Below are 22420 nucleotides of genomic sequence, written 5' to 3'. Positions count from 1 at the left end.
ATGCTCTTCCCATCGTCCACCTCCATCGAGGTGGATGTTGAATCAGCACAAAACGCAGCCGTCACATCACAATCGATTCATCGATCACAGGACGTGCTCTAGTCACGTGATCGACAGCGGAGACACAAGAATGGAGCCGGTCTCCCGCGGTTTCTGCAGTGCATTCCTGCCGAACGAAGCAGGCCTGGCGGAGCTGAGGTAATTTTCCAACGAAAGCCAGTTCCCCGACGAGGATTTTCGTAGATTGGGCTGGCTCAGGCAACCTACCAGAGATTTGAGAACCGCACATTTAAGCTGATAGTCAGATCGCTCGGGACGAGGATTCCGGATCCTCTCCATCCCGGTTCGCGGATACTCAAGTTGCGCCGGCGTAACCGCCTTGCAGCACCAGTCCAATTGGTTTGTCCGGTACCGCGGCCCCAAGGCGCTACCGTAAGGCACTACACGCGCCATCCTGCGCTCAGGGATTATGCGGGCTGCGCAGCGGCCACTGGGAACCCCTGCCCTCAGCACCAGGCCTCGCGCCCAAGCTATACACAGCTGACGACTAGGACGTCGGCAAACTACGCGGAAAACCCTGTTAATATGGGAAAAAACCTTGACATCACGCAGAACGCGTTGTACAGCTGTATACATCACTATCTTCGAATTAAGCGGCGCAGAGCTCGCCAACGGAGAACCGAATGGACGACAAGCTGTATGGAAGTCGTGACAAGCGCGGGCAGTGGTCACCTCATAAGCGACCCGCGCGCGAGCCCTTGTTCGTATGGCCGGCCCAACCGAGAAAGTTTCTCGTATGGATGTTCGGGTTTCCTGGATATCTTTGGCCCTGGAACGCGCTCCTGATCGGCATCTCCGTTGTCGCGTGGGTTTATCTAACGCCGACAACGGATACGATGGGAGAGTTCAGCATCGGCTGGGTGGGGGCCATTCTCCTGCGCAACGCCGCGCTAGCCTTGCTTGTATATGGTGGACTGCACATGCTGCTCTACATCCAGCGTCGCCAGGACACAAACTTCAAATACAATTCGAAGTGGCCCGACACCGACAATTCCGTATTTCTGTTCCGGAGCCAGACCGCCGAAAATGTCTTTTGGACCATGTGTAGTGGTGTGCCTGTCTGGACGGCGTACGAGGTGCTCGCGTGGTGGATGTATTCGAATGGTTACACCATGCAAATGGATATAACGCAGCACTCAAGCTACTTTGTCGGTCTACTCTTTATAACACCGGCTTGGTTGAAGCTGCAGTTTTACATGGTCCACCGTTTGATCCACGTTGGGCCTCTCTACCACATCATCCACAAGGTGCATCACAATAACGTTAATCCAGGGCCATGGTCGGGCTTGTCGATGCATACGTTTGAGCACGTCCTCTATTTCTCGGGAGTGCTGTTCTTTTTCCTCGTGCCCTCTCATCCGATGAACGTGATGTTCTGCCTCATGATCCAGGCGCTAATCCCGGCGTTGGGCCATCTGGGCTTCGACAAGATCGTTTCCGAAGGCGGTAAGCATCTCGATTCCGATGGTTACTACCACTACCTGCATCACAGGTATTTTGAGGTAAACTACGGCGACACGTTAATTCCCTTCGATGAGTGGTTCGGTACCGCGCACGATGGCTCACAGGAGGCCGACGAGGCGATGTACAAACGAACGAAAGCCAAGAACTTCCACCGTAGCGGGTCCAAGGTATAGGTTCTCCCAGCCTGCACTTCTCCAAATTTGGATGCACCGATTAGCGCTGTTCTGCTGCTAGTTGGCCCGGCGATTCCACATCATCGGTAGCCGTGTTTGCATTGCCAACTAGATTCGAGAGGAAAGAACATGACAAAAATAGGAGAGTGGGTCGAGGTGTGCACCTCGGACGCGTTAGCGCCCGAGGAAGCAATGCGGTTCGACCATGGAGGGCGCTCGTTTGCGATCATCCGGTCGCTAGAGGGTACCTTCTTCGCGATTGACGGGCATTGTAGCCATGAAAAAGTTCATCTCGCAGACGGCATAGTCGACGGTAACATCATCGAATGTCCCAAGCATTTTGGGACGTTCGACTACCGAACTGGCGAGGCCCGGGCTTTGCCCGCTTGTGTCGATCTACGACGGTACGAGATCAAGGTGGATTCCAATGTTGTGTTCATCAAGATCTGAATGGACCTTACGGGGAGAAGTAAGATGTCGCATGGATACCTGGCCGCAACGGCACGCTTTGCGAGCGAAATAAGGTATCCTGTTAAATCGTGGGACCAAAAAAATTATGAAGAGCAAGCTGTGGGACCGGAGATTGTTGAGCAACGATTGGCCATCCGGTGCGGTAACATTGTTGGACTGCCAGCATGAAACAAGAACGTGCCATGATAATTGTCGGTGCGGGCGAGGCCGGAACGGCTGCGGCTGTTGCCTTAAGGCAGGGAAAGTGGCCCGGGCGCGTCATTCTGATCGGCAGTGAAGCTACGCTACCATATGAACGGCCGCCACTATCAAAAGGCCTTTTGACCGAGGGCGAAGATAGCGGACCGAAGTTCCTTATCACTGCCCAGCGGTTGAGAGAATTGGCAATCGAATACCTTGCAGGGGTCAACGTTCTATCGATCGATCGGGCGACAAATACCGTGTCGCTTCAAGGAGGCGAACTCTTAGCTTACGAGCGTTTGCTCTTGGCAACCGGCGCCCGCCCGCGAACGCTAGGTGTTCCAGTCGACCCAGAATGTCGCATGGTTACACTTCGCACCTACGCCGACGCTGTAGCTATTCGACAGACCCTCAGGCCAGGATGTGGTGTCGTAGTGATCGGTGGCGGTTTCATCGGGCTTGAAGTTGCTGCAAGTGCAGTATCCAGGGGCGCCTCTGTGACGGTGCTTGAGGCCGGCCCACGACTGCTCATGAGAGCGGTTCCCGCCAGCATCGCTGAGCGGATTAAAGCAAAGCACCTGGACGCCGGCGTACGCATTGAACTGGATGCTACGGTTGCTGGTATCGAGGCCGTCGAAGAGCAATCTCTGGTATCATTGGCCGACGGTCGCTCATTCCCTGCCGATCTAGTGCTGGTCGGAGTCGGTGCGGTCCCAAACGTAGAACTTGCACAGGCAGCCGGGCTGGCGATCGAAAAAGGGATTGCGGCGAGCGACACTCTTGCTACCTCCGATCCTGACATTTTTACGGCCGGCGACTGTTGTTCTTTCCCGCATCGTCTTTACGGCGAACGAGTGCGGCTAGAGGTGTGGCGGAATGCATGGCAACAAGGCGCGATGGCAGCGGCCAACATGTTGGGGTCGGGCTCGGCGTATGAGAGTGTCCCGTGGTTCTGGTCAGACCAGTACGACGAGACGCTCCAGATTGCTGGAATTTATAGTAATTCTGATGCCGCTATTAACAGGGATCTTGGCGACAAGGGGCAGATCTGCTTTTACTTGGCCCCGGACGGACGGTTAGTGGCGGCCTGCGGATTTGGCAGTCTTGCCACCATAAGTAAGGATATACGCATCGCCGAGACGATGATTGGGCGGCGTATTCGCCCAGATGCCGACGCGCTTGCAAATCCGGCAATCGCCATCAAATCTTTAGCGAGTTAGCATAGAAGGCGGCCGCCGCCCTAAAGCAATGACCTAGCAAGTTGATCTGATACCGACATGTTCGGAAAAGCGGAGCAAGTGACAATTGGAGTTGCTGAGAATGAGCGGAGAAGAGGAATCAAAGAAGGTAGGTGCGATCGAGATCCACGACCTGTTGAGAGATCGTATTTGCCTTTTAGAGTACGCTCCAGGAGCAATGCTTCGCGAGAATGATATCGCCGTTGAATTCCACGTCAGTCGGACACCAGTGCGTGAAGCTTTCCAGCGCCTGTCGATTGAAGGACTCGTGGAGGTGAGAAACGGCATCGGTACTTTCGTGACACCTTTTGACCCCGTTCAATTGCGTGAGGTGTTTAACCTTAGGATCGAAATGGCGCAGCTTTTTGGGCGAATTGGAGCACGTGATGCGACGAGAGCGGATGTGGCTGTGTTAGAGACTTTGCTTAACCGGTCGAACAATTTAGCAGAGAAATTCGAGGTCGGTGAGCATTGGCAAATCAACCACATTCTCCACTTCGCGATTAGCGATCTCTTGCTGAATAGAGTCTTCCTTGACGTGTGGCATAATCTTTACTTTAGGGCGGCCCGGGCATGGTACGAAATGTCCCGGGACATCTGGCCAGATGCGGTTCGATTGCTACAGCTGGAGATAACTGACCTGCTCACAGCAATGCGAGAGAATGACATCGAGGCGATCGGTTACATCAAACGAAACTACATAAAGTTTTCTTGGAAGCGGATCTCATCAAAGCAGCAAGCTTAGCACCGCTTCTGCCCGACTTCTGATGCCAGCCATCTGCCCACTGTAGGCGGGCAGAACGCACAACGGCTACGGCTGAATTTTTCTCGCAAGCACCATACCAGGGGGAATTTGTATATGGACGTACGCGCCGCTGTTGCTGTTCAGGCTGGAAAGCCTCTCGAAATCATGACCGTGCAACTCGACGGTCCGCGCGATGGCGAAGTGCTGGTCGAGATCAAGGCGACCGGCATCTGCCACACCGATGAGTTCACGCTGTCGGGCGCCGATCCCGAGGGTCTCTTCCCGGCGATTCTCGGCCATGAAGGCGCCGGCATCGTCGTCGATGTCGGCAAGGGCGTCACAAGCGTCAAGAAGGGCGACCATGTCATTCCGCTCTATACGCCGGAATGCCGGCAGTGCCCGTCCTGCCTGTCGCGCAAGACCAACCTGTGCACCGCCATCCGCGCCACGCAGGGCAAAGGGTTGATGCCCGACGGCTCGTCGCGCTTCTCGATCGGCAAGGACAAGCTCTTTCACTATATGGGCTGCTCGACCTTCTCCAACTTCACCGTGCTGCCCGAGATCGCTCTGGCCAAGGTCAACCCCGACGCTCCCTTCGACAAGATCTGCTACATCGGCTGCGGCGTCACCACCGGCATCGGCGCGGTGATCAACACCGCCAAGGTCGAGCAAGGGGCGACGGCCGTCGTCTTCGGCCTCGGCGGCATCGGCCTCAACGTCATCCAGGGCCTGAAGCTCGCTGGCGCCGACATGATCATCGGCGTCGACTTGAACAACGACAAGAAGCCGTGGGGCGAGAAATTCGGTATGACGCATTTCGTCAATCCGAAGGAGATCGACGGCGATGTCGTTCCTCATCTGGTCAGCATGACCAAGCGCGGCGCCGACCAGATCGGCGGCGCCGACTACACCTTCGACTGCACCGGCAACACCAAGGTGATGCGCCAGGCGCTGGAGGCCTCGCATCGCGGCTGGGGCAAGTCGGTGGTCATCGGCGTCGCCGGCGCCGGCCAGGAGATCTCGACGCGGCCGTTCCAGCTGGTCACCGGGCGCAGCTGGATGGGCACCGCCTTCGGCGGCGCGCGCGGCCGCACCGATGTGCCGAAAATCGTCGACTGGTACATGGACGGCAAGATCCAGATCGACCCGATGATCACCCACACGCTGAAGCTGGAAGACATCAACAAGGGTTTTGACCTCATGCATGAGGGCAAGTCGATCAGGAGCGTCGTCGTTTACTGAGGAAAGTGCGATGCAGCAACTCAAGGTACTTCAATCCATCTGGGCAATGGAACGACGCGAACCCGATGGGTTCGAGCGAACTCTAGACGAAAACCTCCGAATGATTGCAGAAGCGTCCTTTGATGGCGTAAGCATTTTCGTCAGCAGTAGGGAGCAGACTCAGGCGATCAAACAGGCCCTCGGCGGAACCGACCTGCTTGTCGAAGCGTGCGGGCTCCCTGCGAGCGATGATGATTTGCGGCGGCAAATCGATTTTGCTGGTGAGCTTGGTGCTCTGCATTTCAATGTGCAACCCGACGTAAGACTGCGTCGACTGAACGACGGGATCGAACTTATTGAGCGGTGGATGAAGATCGGCGACGGCGCTGGCCTCCCGCTTTATTTTGAGACGCACCGCAATCGGCTCACGACGGACCTCTTCTTCACACTCGATCTGCTGGAAGCCGTGCCAACCATGCCGCTGCTTGCGGACTTGTCGCATTTTCTTGTAGGTCGCGAATTTGCTTGGCCAGTGAGCGACGAAAACCATCTGCTCATCGAAAGAATTTTAGATTCATCCTGGGCATTTCACGGTCGCGTTGCATCGCGCGAACAGGTCCAGATCGAGATCTCATTTCCCCATCATCAGGTGTGGGTGAATTTATTCGCTGGCTGGTGGCGCTATGGGTTCGAAAGTTGGCGCCGCCGCGCGGGTTTTGACGCCCAATTAAGCTTTACTTGTGAGCTTGGGCCGCGCCCTTACGCAATCACAACGAGTGCTGCCAATGACTCGACGGACCGTTGGGCTGAAGCACTGCTGATGCGGGACCTCGTGACGGGAATTTGGGCTGCGTCAGCACAAACGGGCACATAAGCCCGCATGTCGAGATCATGCGAAAGGGGATGAAGGGCTTTTCCGTATCGGTGCCAATTCCGATCAACGACATTCGTGTTCGTTCGCCAACTCGGCGAAGGCGTCGAATATGATCGCGCCGAAGCCGCTGCGATTTTTGACCAGGCGTGGCGTGAAAGCGAGCTCGAAGAGCACATGTTTGGCGCTGCATATTCGGGGTCAGAACAAGAGCTGCTCAAAATCGTACGCGGCCTTTATCAACCAAAGACCGCAATGTCCTTGTAGCCTATGGCCTTTCATGCGATTCTTCGGGCTGACCTGAAGGAGGTGAGAATGCCTGAAATGTTTGCAGCCCTTTCCAGCATTCGGACTGTTGAAGAAATGATCGCGGCCTTCCGTGATGAACAGCATTGCCGTCGGTTGCTGGAAAGCATGGTGTGGCCGGATGGCCGGATCTGCCCCGCCTGCGGATACAAACGCTCGATTGCGATAGCCGGCCGCGATACCGGCAAGCGGCGCGCCCGGCCGGGTCTCTATCAATGCTCCAGCGGCGATTGCCGGTTCCAGTTCACAGTGACGACACACACGCCTTTGCACTCCACGAGCTTCCCTTGCGTGTTTGGCTGAAGGCCATGTGGCTGTTACTGCAATCCGACAAGGGCTTGTCGTCGGTGCGCCTGGCCGAGGCGCTCGGGGTGAGCCAGCCAACAGCCTGGCGGATTGGACATGCACTGCGTCTCATGGTGGCGCGGGAGAACATGCTAGCCGGCACGGTGGAGATCGATCATTTCCATCTCGGCGGAAGGCCCAGAAAGAATCACGACGACCCACCTCCGGGCCGCGGCCGGAAAGGTCAGGCGAATACGGACAAAACGCCAGTTATGGCAATGGTTCGGCGGCCGACTGACGTCATGCCTGGCACTCTGGCCGGTGACGCGCGTGCCGCGGTCGTGACCGGTCTCTCAGCGCGAGCAAGCGAACGCGTCATTGAAGCGCAGATCGAATCGGGCGCTCATTTGATGAGCGACGAGTGGAAAGCATTCATGGCCATTGGTGAGAGCTTTGCCAAGCACGAGACCGTGAAGCATTCCAGTGGTGAGTATGTTCGCGACGCCGTCCACGTCAATTCGGTTGAGGGCTTCAACTCCCGCGTCCGCCGTACCATCGCCGGCGTCTTTCATCATATCAGCCCGCAGCATGCCGACCTGTATTTCCACGAGATCGGCTTCCGATGGTCGCAGCGCGTCGTCACAGGAAACGTCATTCGCAAAACCCGGCATGGCCGGGAGAGCGTGCGAACCCTGTGGTCGCGCGTGCCGCCGGCGCTACAGTTGCCGAACGTCTTTTGCGCAGCGATTGGACGTCAGATGCGACGAAGCCCAGATGGAGGTATCGTCATCAAATCGGGCGTCACTGTCTTTGGTTGATAAAGGCATCGTACGCTAAGGCCGAACGAAATATGAACATCACGCTGCCCGTCGGATTGGTGCTGGCAAGCGAAGCGATCTGAAGCCTTCGGGCATCTGGTGTTCAGAATCCCAGGTGTAGATGCCTGTTAGGTTGATGTGTTCCCAACTGAGCGGTGAGATGTGTTTGAGCACGCCATCCGGGATCGTCCGACCCGCCATGCGCAGGTGTGTGGCTGCGCGGTCAAGATAGACGGTGTTCCAATGGACGATGGCGCTGACGACGAGATTGAGACCGGAAGCGCGGAATGCCTGGCTCTCGAATGAGCGATCACGGATTTCGCCGCGCTCGTGGAAGAACACCGCGCGCTTCAGTTTGTGGGCGGCCTCGCCCTTATTGAGGCCGGCTTGGCACCGCCGGCGCAAGGCCGGGCTGGAATACCATTCGATCATGAACAGAGATCGCTCGATCCGGCCGAGTTCCCGCAGCGCCTTGGCCAACTGGCTTTCCTTCGGAGACGCAGAGAGCTTCTTCAAGGATCGTCGAGGGGACGACGGCGCGCGTCGCTATCGATGCGGCCAGATGCAGCAGGTCGTCCCAATGGTCTAGGATCAACGCGGTGTTGATCGGTGCTCCTATGTGGCTCGTCAGCGCCGGGTAGGCGTCGCCCTTCTCTGTGAAACTTTCGATCTTTGAGGTTGCGTAGCCGAGGCGCGAAACGTTTGCCGACAAGGGCGAACAGTCCGAAGACGTGATCACTCGCGCCGCCGGTGTCGGTAAAATGCTCCTGGATGTCCAGGATCGTTTCCTGGTCGAATAGCCCGTCGAGCACATAGGCCGCTTCGCTTTCAGTTGGGCTGATGGGTAGGATGCTGAAGTAGCCGTACTGGTCCGACAGGTGGCTGTAGAATTTCGATCCCGGTTCGCTGCCATAGTGCAGATTGACGTCGCCGCGTTTTGCTGCGCGGTCGCTCGCACGGAAGAACTGTCCGTCGGACGACGCGGTCGTCCCGTTGCCCCACACACGGGAATGCGAGTGCAGGGTATGTGCGTCGGTGATGCAGGACCTGAGCGGCGCGATAGGTTTCCGATCGGGCATGGAAGGTGCGCATCCCGCCAATCTGATGGGCAAAGCGGCCTTCGTTTTGAGAAGATGGTCGAGCCCGGCCTTTGTGTAGGTACCTGGCGTTGCGATCCCGTCAGAGACGATCCCAAGAGAGGCATCCTGCCGCGCTAGGGCATAGCCGGTAGCGCCCGCAATATTGCCCGCAACTAACAGTCGGGCTTGAGCGGGCGTAAGCCCGTGCACTACGAACCAGGCCTCGAGAGCAGCGATAAATCGATACGCCCAGCCGGCGAGGCAGGCGCCGGCCATAGCAAGTTCGAACTGGTCTTCCGTATCGAAAGTCACGACCTTGCCCGCCGCGGCCAGCACCGCTTCGACATCATGAGATGCGGGATATATAGGAATAAGGCCTTCATTGGTGGTTTCAATGTAACTCGATGGCATGATGCGGACCACGTATGTCGTGGCCCTTTGCCGCATGCAATTCTGCAATTGTGACGCCGGCAACGGCCGATACTAAAACCTGCCCTGAGCGTAGAGCCAAATTCGACAGCGCGTTGGCAAGCTGTTCGGGCCGCACCGCGAGAAGGATCCAGTCGGCCTCGGCGAGCATACTCGAGTTGTCCGCGGCTAAGGTGCAGCTATACGTGGCGGCAAGCGTTTGCGCCTTAACCCGGCTGTGCGGCGAGAGGAGAATTCGGCCACGATAGCCGCCCTTTCGCAGGGCGGCAATTAGATACGCGGCGAAGTCTCCGGTTCCAACAACCCCGATTGTGGGCATGTCCATGTGGCAGCTCCCGTCTCAAATACGCTGCTGCTGAGCGCCTCATCGAGGTCCGCGAGCCGCATTTCAAGTGCACATTCGCTTGAGCGCAACTCTGAAAGACAGCCGGGATTCTGCTTCAGTATCATATCGGATCAGGAGTAGAGGATCTTCCGCGGATAATCGGTCAGATACTCAAAGCCGGTCTCGGTAATGACGATCGAGTCTCCAATGCGTCCCCCGAGACGGCCGTCGAGGCTAATGCCGCCATCGACCGCAAAGGTCATGCCGGGCCTGAGAATCGTTTTGTCGCCCGCCTTCAGCTCGGGAGCCTCGAGATACGCGACCCCGATCGAACGGCCAGTGCGATAGCCAGTGGTGTAGCCAGCCGCCGCGTAGCAATCGTTGGCTGCCTGCGCGACGCTTTCCGCAGTGACACCGGCGCGGATTGAGCGCAACGCCGCATGTTGCGCGTCGATCGCTGCCTGCTGAACTTTTACTGCCTCATCAGTCGCCTCCTTAACGAAGAACATTCGGTCGAAACCGAGCTTGTACTGCTTGAACTGCGCCATGTTACAGAAGCAGAAGTATACAGGGTCGCCTTTCGCCAGCAGTTTGGTGCTCGAACGGCGATGCACCATCGACGTATCGGCACCCGATTGCATGATTTGCAGATTGTGGATGAGGGGCGAGACGAATGCCTCCCAACCTTTAGCCGTCAGGAACCCGGCCGCCTTGCGGGTGCCGGCGGCCATAACAGCAAGAGCGGATTCATACTCTGGCGCTCCGATTTCAAGTGACTGGTGGGCAGCTGCCATCATCGCACCTGCGATTTGGCCGGCCTGTCTCATCACCTCGATTTCCGCCGCCGATTTGATCATTCGCATCTCGCCGAGGATGCGGGAGATGTTCTTCAGGGGGATACCCTCAAATTCCTCGTCAAGGAAATTCCGGACGATCGCCGGAATGAAATTGGATTCGACCCAAAGGGACTCGGGCCTCTTGCCGACAGCCACACGCAGGACGTTTTCCCATCGGTTCGCGCCCGAATCTTCCCAGCCGCGGACGTCTTGGACCCACGTCATCTTGGACACCATCTCATGCTCCATGAGCGGCGTGATAACGGTAGGCTCCTCGTCCGGGCGGACGAGGAGGAAGGTAGGGCGGCCGAATTCGACGGAGAGATAACCCCAGAACCCGGCGAGGTAAGCAATTGAACTCTCGTCGGTAAAGATTGCGAGTTCAATTCCCTCGCTGCGCAGACGATCCTGCAGGGCGTGCGCTCTCGATCGTGCTTCATCAAGCATCGTATAAGTCTCCAGATGATTAGAACTCTGTCGTCGGTTTATTTGGTCAGACCAAGACACTTCGCTGATGGCATCACGGTGTCGCAAGCGCGAACAATGTCCTGCATCTCCATGTCTACAACACCTCAGGTGACATTGCCTGTCTCTACTTGAGCGCGAAGTTCTCCGAGTCCGCCATTGTGGTTGACCATATAGTCTTCATGCCGCTCTCCCGCTGGAGGGCAAGGTGGGCCCTCTTCCGAAATTCTACGCAATGGCCGCCGAATGAGCTTGACATGCTATTACCGGTCTCCATCGTACCCGCGAAGCTATATACATCTAACCGGTCGTTTATGTCAGATCAAGATCGATTCTACCGCCTTGTCGGTCAAACCGGGTCGAAAACACGGCTAGCAGCGAGAGCGAAATGAAGATGTGTATAGGTCGGCATACCGCGATCGCCGCCAGGGCGGCTCCGCAAACTCCCCGGCCCACCGTTCCACGCTGCCTTTCTTGCGACGGCCTTTATCAACCAAAGACAGCGATTCGCTTGCAGATGAAGCATTCGAATGCGATTCTTTGGCGTGGTCCCAGGAGATGAAAATGCCTGAAACAATGCTTGCGGCCCTTTCCAATATTCGGACCGTTGAAGAAATGATCGTGGCATTCCGCGATGAGGAGGCATTGCCGACGATTGCTGGAAAGCATGGTGTGGCCGGATGCAGGATCTGCCCGACTGCGGGTACAAACGCTCGATCGCGCTGTGGGAGGCGCGCTGCGGGCCGTACCGCAAGAATGATCAGGCTTTTGTCGAGCAGAAGAACGGTGCGGTGGTGCGCCGCATCGTCGGCTATCGTCGGCTATCGTCGGCTGGAGGGCTTCAAGCTGACGCAGCCCTCGCGCAGCTCTATGCGACGGTGCGGCTGTTCGTGAACTTCTTCCAGCCCTCCTTCAAGCTGGCCGCAAAGGAGCGGGACGGCACCCGCGTGCGCAAGCGTTATCATCGCCCGGCGACGCCCTGCCAACGATTGCTGGCGGATCCGCGGACGCCGGAACCGGTTCGCGCCGCACTCGCGTAAACATATGCGCGGCTGGACCCTGTTCGGTTGCTGAGCAAGATGCGGATGGCGCAGCGGCGCCTCGTCGACATCGCCGACAGGTCTGGCACCCCATCGGTTGTGGCGGCCGATCCATCTCTCGACCGGTTCCCGTCGGGCCTGCGGACGGCTTGGAAGGAGGGTGAAATCCGCCCAACCGCGAAAGCCAAGCCGAAGCAAAAAACGGGGCCGTCGGCGACCGGATCCCTTCGCCCTCGTCACCAAAGAACTGCAAGCCTGGTTTGACGAAGAGCCCTGGCGGACGAGCCGCGAATTGCTGGAGCGTCTGCAGGCGGAGCGTCCGGGGCAATATCCCGATCAGTTGCTGCGCACGTTGCAGCGCCGCTTGAAGATCTGGCGAAAGGAAAAGGCGCACGCAATGATGTTCGGCGCGATGCAGTTCGAGCCGGCAATTGAGCCGATTACGAATTGATCCGGATCCCAGTCGTCGGGAACATTATGATAAGGCAACGGACAATGTCGGTCGGGAGCATTCCACGGCGAGGCAATACGCGCTCACAGCTTCATTGTCGCGCCGCAGCTACCAACCAGAAATGCCAGTATGCCGCTGCGTTCGGCCATTCGGGCAAGTCCGCTCAGTAGATCCTTCAACTGATCTATCGTTTTTTCAGTCATGCCCAAAATATTAAAAGTGCCATCCGGAATTTCATTGCGCAATGTCTTCCGTCCATGCACTCCGAGGCCAAGACTTTCAGCGCTGATCAGCGGCAGGGGATCGCTCTCCTCGAAGAGCGACGTTGCCCTCAAGACTGCCCGACTGCCTCAAAGAATCGAGGCACATCAAAAGTCAGCGCGCGAATCTTCTTCTTGCAATCCATCGAAACTGAGGTAGGGCATTTTTGCGGTGTCCATTCTCCAGCCGAATGTTGCCTCCACTGAAAAGATCGATTTGCCCATCCTGATCCTCGCGCCAGGATGGGATTGGCTCGTCGTCTCCATGTTTAAAGTGGTCGTGTATGACCGCTTTCCATGGGCCACAGTTCGATGCCCATTGATTTGTCACGGCCCGTGCCGGCCATTTTGACTATGACTCGCTATGGTCACCTGGCTGTTATCGACGGTTGCCGGTATTCACTTGATGTGGGTGGTCTCCGATCTGTCGTTAGGCCACGAGCCGAAGCCATAGCGGATGCGCAGCTTACCTCAGCGCGGCGTTAGTCGCGCGAACTTTCTGAGCGTTTTGCTTGAACCAGGTGGCACGCTCCACAATGGTCTTGCCATGGATTTTGGGAGCCCCCGCGTTACAAGCCGGAACGTCTCACCGCATGTATGCAGCTCGAGGTGTTAAAGGACGTGTTCTCAGCGAAAGATGTCAGAAACATCGACGGTAATATCATCGTGCTGTGCCCCAAGGCACGGCATGCGCGGTATCAGCCAGATCGACGCGAACGCATCGGTGGAGGCAATCGTGACATCTGGGAGCGACCGGCGCGTTTTATGGTCGTGACGACATCAGATGCCTTGGAAAAAATGCTTGCCAGCTCGGTATAGAGGTCCTTGCCAGTGCTGGTAAGCACCACGCCGGTTCCTGGCCCCACAAACAGCTGAACACCAAGCTCGTCCTCAATGATTTTGATCTGTCGACTGATCTCTCCCGATGTCACGTTCAACTCGGAAGCTGCAAGCTCAAGCGAACGAAGGCGTGCCGATGCCTCGAATACTTCAAGGGCAGTGAGGACAGTGAGGGAAAGGAGATCATAATAGCGATGGGCCATTGAACACTCCAATCAGATCGGCAGTCGTGAACCGAACGACCGGGTATCGATGTCGTCCTCTGGCCCATAAAGGACTGCCACGAGTCTGCACGCGCTAAAGTTGAGAGACTAATTAGTCAATACTAGGCTCCGTGATCGAACTGCGGCCGTCCGCCATGACCCACGCAAGTTGCGTGCCTGTTGGCGCAACGCTCCGCTCGTCCCAATACCGACAGGTCCGCCCGCCCGCCCGTTTCGTCGGGTTTCCGACATTGTTGTCCAGCTTCGGACAAAGGGTCTGTGAATGGAGATGCGCGGTATCGTTCACGTTGACGAAGTAGGATTCGGTCACCGGATGAGGAGCATGAAGAAGCCCGGATACTTGGGAGGGCCGTGGAGAACATGCCGACGCTGTCGCCGACCAGCACCACGTCGCAGGGGGATCGAGCAGCTTGGCGATCGGCGTTGTGTTGGCGTGAGGCACACCAGCGGCGTGCCACCCATTCTTGCCGTGATGTCGGCGGCATCAGGGCCTTGGTTGCTCCTGTTGCGCTCAAGAGGTCGCCTTGCTTGTCGTCAACCGTTGCGAACCAGCTCAATTCGCTCCGTGACTATCGCACGCCATTTTTCATGAGTTCTCAAGTTAAAGCCGAGGCATTTCATCTCGTTGGTCGCAGCTAAGGCACCATCTGCCGATTTCCAAAGTCCGTTCAGCAGCAGAATCGAACCCGATGCAAGTCGAAGGAGGTGCGTTGCGATTTGTCTCGAGTACTCGGAAGACGGCTTGAGTGGAAATGTGGCACTTTCCGGCTGTCACACTCGAATCAGCAAATCGTATACGGCAGTTCGCTGCGTCGGTCGTGGTCGATCGTAATCGTGCTCTGGAGCGGCGGAACGGCACGTTGGATGCAGTTTATCCGCTCACAAATGCGACATGAAACGCCGATGGGCTCGAACGCTGAGCCGTTGGCAAAATCCAGCCGGTCAGCATAGACGAAATCGCCCGCATCGGAAATCTCGCATCCGAGCGCGATCGCATAGCGTCGATGTGGAGAGCCAAATCCACCGTCCGCCTTGGTGATTTCGGTGGCGATGCTGAGATAACGCACACCGTCTGGCGTCTCGGCCAACTGGCAATTCATGCGGCCTGGGGTTTCGAACGCCTGATGAACGTTCCACAACGGGCAAGCCGCGCCGTAGCGCGCGAACTGCAACTTCGCGGCGCTGTGGCGCTTGGTGATGTTGCCAGCTCGGTCGATGCGCGCGAAGAAAACCGAGACGCCCTTCATCCGAGGTCTTTGCAACGTCGAAAGGCGATGCGCCACCTGCTCAAGGCTGGCGCCGAAACGCACTGCGAGCAGATGGAGGTCGTGCCGAAGGTCTTTTGCCGCAGCCAGGAACGGACGGTATGGTAACATTAGCGCGCCGGCAAAATAATTCTGGAGGCCTATCCTGCATATTTCTGCCGCTTCGGAGGTACGGAAGCGCGCTCGCTCGATGAGCGCGTCGATTTCCGTCCGGTGCTCCAAGGCGCCGATCTGGAGAGCCATCTGAAAACTGCGCGTCGGCGCAGGTGAGTATGAGTTCAAGTACAGCACGCGCGCCGAAGCGTCGAAGCGCCTGATCAACCGCTCGCCGTTGCAAGCACGCGCAAGGCGAACGTGATGCTGCTGCTCCAGGTGATCTGCCAACGCCGTACCGACGTCTCGATCCGGCACGCCCAGGGCTTTCGCCAGATGCTCGGCCGCCCGGTCGAGCTCATCGATGTAGTTGTCAACAAAATGAAAGAAATCCCGCACTTCCTCATAAGGTGTCGGCTCGGCAAAAGCATTGGTTCGGATCAGCTGGTCGTCGAAGCTGGCAAGCTGCTCGCTATTTCTGCGATACGCCTGATGACACCTGATCAGCGCATGAGCGAAAGACGGTGCGTTTTGGGCAACGAGCTTAAGTTCCTGAAATCCGGCTGAAATACCGCCGAATACCGGGTCAGCAAGTGCCTCGCTCAGTGCCGAGAGCAGCCGGTCGGCCTCACTGCCGCCGATCGAAGCGATATCGACCTGGAATTTCTCGGCCAGCGCAAGAAGCACTGCGGCTGACACAGGTCGTTGGTTGTTTTCTATCTGGTTCAAATAGCTGTTCGATATCCCCAGACGCTCGGCGAAGACCGCCTGGGTGGCCTTGCTCGCCTCCCGCAGTTCGCGCACGCGCCGCCCAATGAAAAGCTTGCCGTTAGCCATTTGCAAATTCGCATGTTGCTGTTTGCAATTCCATACATTTTGCAATCGCACCCGGTCAAGCCTTTCCCGTTCATTGCCGACGAACTAAGCGGAGCGTAATTCCAGTGGAGGCGTTCATGCGATTGTCCAGCCAAGCAAACCCGAGTTCGCTGCAAAGCCGGCTCGCCGCGACGCCGTTGCCGACGGCTTTGAACTTTGAACCGAAGGCTGGCCGCTGATGCGAGCCGTTCTCGAACAACTCGAGATCCGTCGTGCGCAGGCTCGCATGGGCGGAGGGCAGAAGCGTGTCGATGCCCAACACGCCAAGGGCAAGCTGACGGCCCGAGAGCGCCTCGTGGTGCTTCTCGATGAAGGCTCCTTCGAAGAATACGACATGTATGTCACGCATCGCGCCACGGACTTCGGCATGGCTGAACAGAAGGTCGCCGGCGATGGCGTGGTCACAGGCTGGGGTACGATCAACGGCAGGCTTGTTTACGTCTTCTCTCAGGACTTCACGGTGCTTGGCGGATCGCTGTCGGAGACACACGCCCAGAAGATTTGCAAGATTATGGACATGGCGGTGCGCAACGGGGCGCCGGTGATCGGCCTCAACGATTCCGGCGGCGCGCGCATCCAGGAGGGTGTCGCTTCACTTGCCGGCTACGCCGATGTCTTCAAGCGCAATGTCGATGCCTCTGGCGTCATCCCGCAGATTTCGGTGATCATGGGGCCGTGCGCCGGCGGTGCGGTCTATTCCCCGGCCATGACCGACTTCATCTTCATGGTTCGAGATTCCTCCTATATGTTCGTGACCGGGCCCGATGTGGTCAAGACGGTCACAAACGAGATCGTGACCGCGGAGGAACTGGGCGGTGCCGCAACGCACACCCAAAAATCCTCTGTTGCGGACGGGGCTTTCGAAAACGATATCGAGGCTTTGGAAGAGGTTCGGCACCTCTTTGACTTCCTGCCGCTGAACAATCGGGAAAAGCCGCCCGTGCGGCCGTTCTATGACGATCCGGAACGCATCGAGTTACGTCTCGACACGCTGGCGCCGGAGATCGCCAACAAACCCTACGACATGAAGGAACTGATCACGGCAATCGCCGATGAAGGCGACTTCTTCGAGCTTCAAGCCGCATTCGCTCGTAACATCATCACCGGATTCGTTCGCATCGAGGGCAGGACAGTGGGGGTGGTGGCAAACCAGCCTATGGTGCTGGCCGGATGCCTCGACATTGATTCCTCCCGCAAGGCGGCGCGTTTCGTTCGCTTCTGCAACGCCTTCGACATCCCAATTCTGACGCTCGTCGACGTGCCAGGTTTCCTGCCAGGCACCGCCCAGGAATATGGCGGCGTCATCAAGCACGGCGCCAAGCTGCTGTTTGTCTATTCCCAGGCGACCGTACCGATGGTCACGTTGATCACGCGCAAAGCTTATGGCGGGGCCTATGACGTCATGGCTTCCAAACATATTGGTGCCGACATCAACTACGCCTGGCCGACCGCAGAAATCGCGGTGATGGGCGCAAAGGGCGCTGCCGAGATCCTCTATCGGTCCGAACTTGGCGATCCCGAGAGGCTTGCTGCTCGCACCAGGGAATACGAGCAGCGTTTCGCCAACCCCTTCATTGCCGCCGAGCGCGGCTTCATCGATGAAGTGATCATGCCACATTCCTCACGCAAGCGGATCGCACGTGCCTTTGCCGCTCTGCGCGGAAAAAGCGTCGAGACGCGCTGGAAGAAGCACGACACCATCCCGCTTTGAGTATGCAAAAAATGTTCAAGAAGATCCTGATTGCCAATCGTGGCGAGATCGCGTGCCGGGTGATCAAGACGGCGCAGAAGCTTGGCATTGCCACCGTTGCCGTGTACTCCGACGCTGACCGCGACGCCTTGCACGTCCGGCAGGCGGATGAATCGGTTCATATCGGTCCCGCCGCCTCAGCCCAGTCCTATCTTCGCATCGCCAACCTCCTCGATGCCGTCACCGCCACGGGCGCTGACGCGGTTCATCCGGGCTACGGATTCCTGTCCGAGAATTCGAATTTCGCCGACGCGCTCAAAGCCAATGGCATCGCTTTCATCGGGCCCTCGCCCGTCTCCATCGAGGCGATGGGCGACAAGATCACGTCAAAAAAGATCGCGGCATCTGCCGGCGTCTCCACTGTGCCCGGCCACATGGCCGTGATCGAGGATGCAGAGGAAGCGGTGCGCATCGCCGCTGAGATCGGCTTTCCGGTCATGATCAAGGCATCCGCAGGCGGGGGCGGCAAGGGCATGCGCATTGCCTGGAACGAGGTCGAGGCACGCGAAGGATTTCACTCCTCGCGAAACGAGGCGAAGAACGCCTTTGGCGACGACCGGATCTTCATCGAGAAATTCGTGACCGAGCCACGTCACATCGAAATCCAGGTGCTCGGCGATCAGTACGGCAACATCGTCTACCTTGGCGAACGGGAATGCTCGATCCAGCGGCGCAACCAGAAGATCATCGAGGAAGCCCCATCACCGTTTCTCGACGAGGCCACTCGGCATGCGATGGGAAAGCAAGCCATCGCTCTTGCCAGGGCGGTCGGTTACCACTCGGCAGGTACAGTCGAATTCATCGTTGACCGCGACCGCAACTTCTACTTCCTCGAGATGAACACCCGGCTTCAGGTCGAGCATCCGGTCACCGAACTTGTAACCGGCATCGATCTGGTCGAGGAAATGATCCGCATCGCCGCCGGCCAAAAGCTGCGCTTTGCCCAAGAGGACGTAAGGCTGAACGGGTGGGCGGTCGAAAGCCGGCTCTACGCCGAAGACCCGTATCGCAGCTTCCTGCCCTCGATCGGTCGTCTGGCACGCTATCGTTCGCCCGCCGAAGGGGCGCGGACGGACGGCTCACTCATCCGCAACGATACCGGTGTGGTCGAGGGCTCGGAAATCTCGATGCACTATGACCCCATGATCGCCAAGCTCTGCACCTGGGCGCCCGATCGGCCGGGCGCAATCGACGCAATGGCTGCTGCGCTGGATGATTTCGAAGTGGAAGGCATCGGCCATAACTTGCCGTTTCTCTCCGCCGTCATGAACCATCCCCGGTTTCGCGAGGGGCGGCTAAGCACAGCCTTCATCGCCGAGGAGTTTCCGGACGGCTTCGCAGGTGTATTTCCGACCGATGCGGATGAGCACAAGCTCGCGGCGGTTGCGGCACATATCAACTGGAAACTCCAGCACCGCAATGTCCAGATCTCCGGAGCGATGGACAATCATCGTCGCAAGGTCTCACGTGATTGGATCGTGACGCTTGGCAGCCATGCCTTCGCAATCGCGGTGCGCGATCAGGAAGACACAACCGCGGTGTCATTCGATGACGGCTCGGCCCTGAGCGTTGTTAGCGATTGGCTGCCGGGACGGCATATGGCGCACTTTCAAGTTGGCACTGAGTCCGCGTCGATCAAGACGTCGCGGTCAGGAACTGGCTACCGACTGCGCTGGCGCGGAATGGATGTTGTCGCCCATGTACGCAGCCCGCCTATCGCCGAGCTCGCGCTGTTGATGCCGAAGAAGCAGCCGCCGGACACCTCCAGGCTGCTGCTTTGCCCGATGCCCGGTGTGGTCACCAAGATTGCGGTGTCCGAAGGCGAGTCGGTTGAGGCTGGACAGGTGCTCGCCACCGTCGAGGCCATGAAGATGGAGAACGTGCTGCGCGCCGAACGACGAGCCGTCGTCAAACGGATCGCCGCCAAGGCGGGAGCAAGCCTTGCCGTCGACGAACCCATTCTGGAGTTCGAGTGATGGCCGATCCCAAACTCGCCGACTGGCGCACTCTTGCCGAACGGGAGCTGAAGGCCTCACCAGACGCCCTGGTCTGGCGCACGCCCGAAGGTATCGACGTCAAGCCGCTTTACACGGGAGACGATTTGGATGGGATCAACCACCTCGCCACCCTGCCCGGGCTGAAACCCTTCGTCCGCGGACCACGCGCGACCATGTATGCCGGCAGGCCGTGGACAATTCGGCAATATGCCGGCTTCTCGACGGCTGGGGAGTCGAACGCATTCTACCGAAAGGCGCTCGCCGCCGGCCAGCAGGGCGTCTCGGTCGCCTTCGATCTCGCCACGCATCGCGGCTACGACAGCGACCACCCGCGCGTGGTCGGCGATGTCGGCAAGGCGGGCGTGGCAATCGATTCCGTCGAGGACATGAAGGTTCTGTTCGAGGGCATACCGCTCAACAACATTTCCGTCTCCATGACCATGAATGGTGCGGTTATCCCGATCCTCGCCTGCTTCATCGTCGCCGGCGAGGAACAAGGCTGCCCGCGCGGCGAGCTCTCCGGGACCATCCAGAACGACATCCTGAAGGAGTTCATGGTCCGCAACACCTACATCTATCCGCCCGAACCCTCGATGCGCATCGTCGCCGATATCATCGAGTACACCGCAAAGGAGATGCCGAAGTTCAACTCGATCTCCATCTCCGGCTATCACATGCAGGAGGCGGGCGCGACGCTGGTACAGGAGCTCGCCTTCACCATGGCCGATGGGCGCGAATATGTCCGCGCGGCGTTGAAGAAGGGCCTCGACGTCGACGATTTTGCCGGACGGCTCTCGTTTTTCTTTGCGATTGGGATGAATTTCTTCATGGAGGCCGCCAAGCTGCGGGCAGCGCGACTCCTGTGGTCGCGTATCATGGAAGAGTTCCAACCGAAGAAGCCTTCGTCGCTGATGCTGCGCACGCACTGCCAGACATCAGGCGTGTCGCTGCAGGAGCAGGATCCCTACAACAATATCGTGCGCACGGCCTATGAGGCGCTCGCCGCGGTTCTCGGCGGCACCCAGTCACTTCACACCAACTCCTTCGATGAGGCGATCGCGCTGCCGACCGAGTTTTCGGCGCGGATCGCCCGAAATACGCAGCTTATCCTCCAGCACGAGACCGGCGTGACCAAGGTCATCGATCCGCTCGCCGGCTCCTATTACGTCGAAAGCCTGACCGCCGAACTTGCTGATAAGGCGTGGGCGCTCATCGAGGAGATCGAGGCCAACGGCGGCATGACCAAGGCCGTCATCGACGGTTTGCCAAAACGCCTGATCGAGACGGCGGCGACCCGCCGCCAGGCGGCGATCGACCTCGGCGACGAGGTGATCGTCGGCGTCAACAAGTACCGCCTGGAAAACGAGGCCCCGATCGAGGCTCTTGAGATAGACAATGCGGCGGTGCGCGAGGCGCAGATCCGCCGTCTCGAACAAACAAAGCGTCAGCGCGATCCCAAGCGCGTCGACGCAGCCCTTGCCGCGCTTGGTGGGACCGCTGCCAGCGGCAACGGCAATATACTCGAAGCAGCGGTCGAAGCGGTGCGCACTCGCGCGACGGTGGGAGAGATTTCCGACACTCTGCGCCACGCCTTCGGCGATCACACGGCTGTCCCCGAGGTGACCTCGGAGGTTTACGGCGCCGCCTTCCAGAATGAGCCGGAATACCAAACCCTAACGTCCCGCATCAGGGACGTTTCCGTGTCGCTTGGCGGCCGGCCGAAGCTGATGGTGGCCAAGCTTGGCCAGGATGGCCATGACCGTGGCGCCAAAGTGATCGCATCGGCGTTTGGCGATCTTGGCTTCGATGTGGTCGCCGGCCCGCTCTTCCAAACGCCCGAGGAGGCAGCAAGCATGGCGATGGCTTCTCATGTTCATGTCATCGGAGCGTCCTCGCTCGCGGCCGGTCACAAGACACTACTACCTCAGATCGTCGAGGCCTTAAAAGCAAAGGGTGCCGAAAACATCATCGTCGTCTGCGGTGGCGTGGTGCCGCGTCAGGATTATCAGTTCTTAATGGACCATGGAGTGGCCGCTGTGTTCGGCCCTGGAACCCATATCTTGGATGCCGCGCGCGCGGTTGTGGACCTCCTTGAAGGCAGGCGTCGCAATCAATGAAGACGCTCGTCGTCAAGCCTTCGGCAGCCCTTCGGGATGTCCATGTTCGGACGGCGGCGATGTAATGGACCGCAACGGCTCTCGAATTGCCTGAGCAGCCAGCCTGTCAGCAGCCACTTCTGGCTGCCGAACACAAGAGTGTGAGCGACGTCGCTGCAATACCTAATCGACCCACGGCGCAACGAGGACGTCGCGTTGTATGAGCTGACCTTTAACGATCTTCTCTATCGCGCCCATAGCATCCACCGCCAGAATTTCGATCCCAACAAGGTCCAGCTGAGCCGCCTTCTCAGCATAAAGACGGGCGGATGCCCGGAGGATTGTGGCTATTGCAGCCAGTCGGCGTATCACGAAACCGGGCTGAAGGCGTCGAAGCTGATGGAGGTCCGGCGCGTCATCGCCGAGGCGACCAAGGCGCGTGATGCCGGCGCCACCCGATATTGCATGGGCGCGGCCTGGCGAAACCCCAAGGCGCGCGACATGGATGCGGTGGTGGCGATGGTCGAAGGCGTCAAGGCGCTGGGCATGGAGACCTGCATGA

General features: G+C 58.4%; 16 protein-coding genes and 5 pseudogenes. 14 read left to right on the top strand and 7 right to left on the bottom strand.

Going from position 1 to position 22420, the window contains the following annotated elements; all coding sequences use genetic code 11:
• The first annotated feature begins 683 nt into the window (after positions 1-683).
• The 8 genes and pseudogenes from NKJ84_RS30490 to NKJ84_RS30455 all read left to right on the top strand — a co-directional run bounded on the left by NKJ84_RS30490 (position 684) and on the right by NKJ84_RS30455 (position 7832).
• Complete coding sequence (locus tag NKJ84_RS30490; protein WP_352509537.1) at positions 684-1697, top strand: sterol desaturase family protein; 1014 nt, start codon at positions 684-686, stop codon at positions 1695-1697.
• A gap of 129 nt (positions 1698-1826) precedes the next feature.
• A complete protein-coding gene (locus tag NKJ84_RS30485) occupies positions 1827-2147 on the top strand; it encodes a Rieske 2Fe-2S domain-containing protein (RefSeq protein WP_352509536.1) in 321 nt (106 codons plus the stop codon).
• Between the two features lie 185 nt (positions 2148-2332).
• Positions 2333-3568: an NAD(P)/FAD-dependent oxidoreductase gene (locus NKJ84_RS30480; protein ID WP_352509535.1), complete on the top strand. Its 1236-nt coding sequence runs from the start codon at positions 2333-2335 to the stop codon at positions 3566-3568.
• A gap of 100 nt (positions 3569-3668) precedes the next feature.
• Positions 3669-4331, top strand: coding sequence for a GntR family transcriptional regulator (locus NKJ84_RS30475; RefSeq protein WP_352509534.1), 663 nt, complete (start codon positions 3669-3671; stop codon positions 4329-4331).
• Positions 4332-4445: 114 nt separating this feature from the next.
• Positions 4446-5573 (top strand): S-(hydroxymethyl)glutathione dehydrogenase/class III alcohol dehydrogenase, encoded by a 1128-nt coding sequence (locus NKJ84_RS30470; RefSeq protein ID WP_352509533.1) that lies wholly within the window; start codon positions 4446-4448, stop codon positions 5571-5573.
• 10 nt (positions 5574-5583) lie between these two features.
• Positions 5584-6426: a sugar phosphate isomerase/epimerase family protein gene (locus tag NKJ84_RS30465; protein ID WP_352509531.1), complete on the top strand. Its 843-nt coding sequence runs from the start codon at positions 5584-5586 to the stop codon at positions 6424-6426.
• 75 nt (positions 6427-6501) lie between these two features.
• Positions 6502-6690 (top strand): hypothetical protein, encoded by a 189-nt coding sequence (locus NKJ84_RS30460; protein ID WP_352509530.1) that lies wholly within the window; start codon positions 6502-6504, stop codon positions 6688-6690.
• A gap of 48 nt (positions 6691-6738) precedes the next feature.
• A pseudogene (locus tag NKJ84_RS30455) lies at positions 6739-7832 on the top strand (IS1595 family transposase).
• A 39-nt stretch (positions 7833-7871) separates the two neighbouring features.
• On the opposite strand, the pseudogene NKJ84_RS30450 reads toward NKJ84_RS30455, so the two are convergent.
• From NKJ84_RS30450 to NKJ84_RS30435, 4 genes and pseudogenes are all read right to left on the bottom strand, one after another.
• A pseudogene (locus NKJ84_RS30450) lies at positions 7872-8951 on the bottom strand (Tn3 family transposase); the annotation flags it as partial.
• Positions 8952-8965: 14 nt separating this feature from the next.
• A pseudogene (locus NKJ84_RS30445) lies at positions 8966-9187 on the bottom strand (pyrroline-5-carboxylate reductase dimerization domain-containing protein); the annotation flags it as partial.
• A gap of 115 nt (positions 9188-9302) precedes the next feature.
• Positions 9303-9665: a pyrroline-5-carboxylate reductase family protein gene (locus tag NKJ84_RS30440; RefSeq protein WP_352509529.1), complete on the bottom strand. Its 363-nt coding sequence runs from the start codon at positions 9663-9665 to the stop codon at positions 9303-9305.
• A 131-nt stretch (positions 9666-9796) separates the two neighbouring features.
• Entirely contained in the window at positions 9797-10948 is a 1152-nt protein-coding gene (locus NKJ84_RS30435; RefSeq protein WP_352509528.1) for a M24 family metallopeptidase, read from the bottom strand.
• Positions 10949-11530: 582 nt separating this feature from the next.
• Here NKJ84_RS30435 and NKJ84_RS30430 point away from each other — a divergent pair.
• Positions 11531-11691 (top strand): annotated as a pseudogene (locus NKJ84_RS30430) (IS1595 family transposase); the annotation flags it as partial.
• 9 nt (positions 11692-11700) lie between these two features.
• Positions 11701-12457 (top strand): annotated as a pseudogene (locus tag NKJ84_RS30425) (transposase); the annotation flags it as partial.
• A gap of 83 nt (positions 12458-12540) precedes the next feature.
• Here the strand turns inward: NKJ84_RS30425 and NKJ84_RS30420 are convergent.
• The 3 genes from NKJ84_RS30420 to NKJ84_RS30410 form a co-directional block, all read right to left on the bottom strand.
• Positions 12541-12792 carry a hypothetical protein gene (locus tag NKJ84_RS30420; protein WP_352509527.1) on the bottom strand — a complete coding sequence of 84 codons (252 nt, stop codon included), beginning with the start codon at positions 12790-12792 and terminating at the stop codon, positions 12541-12543.
• Between the two features lie 623 nt (positions 12793-13415).
• Entirely contained in the window at positions 13416-13760 is a 345-nt protein-coding gene (locus NKJ84_RS30415) for a LysR family transcriptional regulator (RefSeq protein ID WP_352509526.1), read from the bottom strand.
• Between the two features lie 803 nt (positions 13761-14563).
• Positions 14564-15976, bottom strand: coding sequence for a helix-turn-helix domain-containing protein (locus NKJ84_RS30410; protein ID WP_352509525.1), 1413 nt, complete (start codon positions 15974-15976; stop codon positions 14564-14566).
• 217 nt (positions 15977-16193) lie between these two features.
• Here NKJ84_RS30410 and NKJ84_RS30405 point away from each other — a divergent pair, with 217 nt between their 5' ends.
• The 4 genes from NKJ84_RS30405 to NKJ84_RS30390 form a co-directional block, all read left to right on the top strand.
• Positions 16194-17726: an acyl-CoA carboxylase subunit beta gene (locus tag NKJ84_RS30405; RefSeq protein WP_352509524.1), complete on the top strand. Its 1533-nt coding sequence runs from the start codon at positions 16194-16196 to the stop codon at positions 17724-17726.
• Between the two features lie 11 nt (positions 17727-17737).
• A complete protein-coding gene (locus NKJ84_RS30400) occupies positions 17738-19741 on the top strand; it encodes an acetyl-CoA carboxylase biotin carboxylase subunit (protein ID WP_352509523.1) in 2004 nt (667 codons plus the stop codon).
• A complete protein-coding gene (gene scpA, locus NKJ84_RS30395; protein WP_352509521.1) occupies positions 19741-21879 on the top strand; it encodes a methylmalonyl-CoA mutase in 2139 nt (712 codons plus the stop codon). Before NKJ84_RS30400 ends, scpA begins: the two co-directional genes overlap by 1 nt.
• A gap of 153 nt (positions 21880-22032) precedes the next feature.
• Positions 22033-22420, top strand: a 388-nt coding sequence (locus NKJ84_RS30390) for a biotin synthase BioB (RefSeq protein ID WP_502904051.1), incomplete at its 3' end; no start/stop codon positions are given.

The sequence above is a fragment of the Mesorhizobium sp. M0048 genome (assembly GCF_040323405.1).
Lineage (GTDB): Bacteria > Pseudomonadota > Alphaproteobacteria > Rhizobiales > Rhizobiaceae > Mesorhizobium.
Note: the sequence above shows the minus strand (reverse complement) of the source record. Positions and strands in the feature narration are given on the sequence as shown.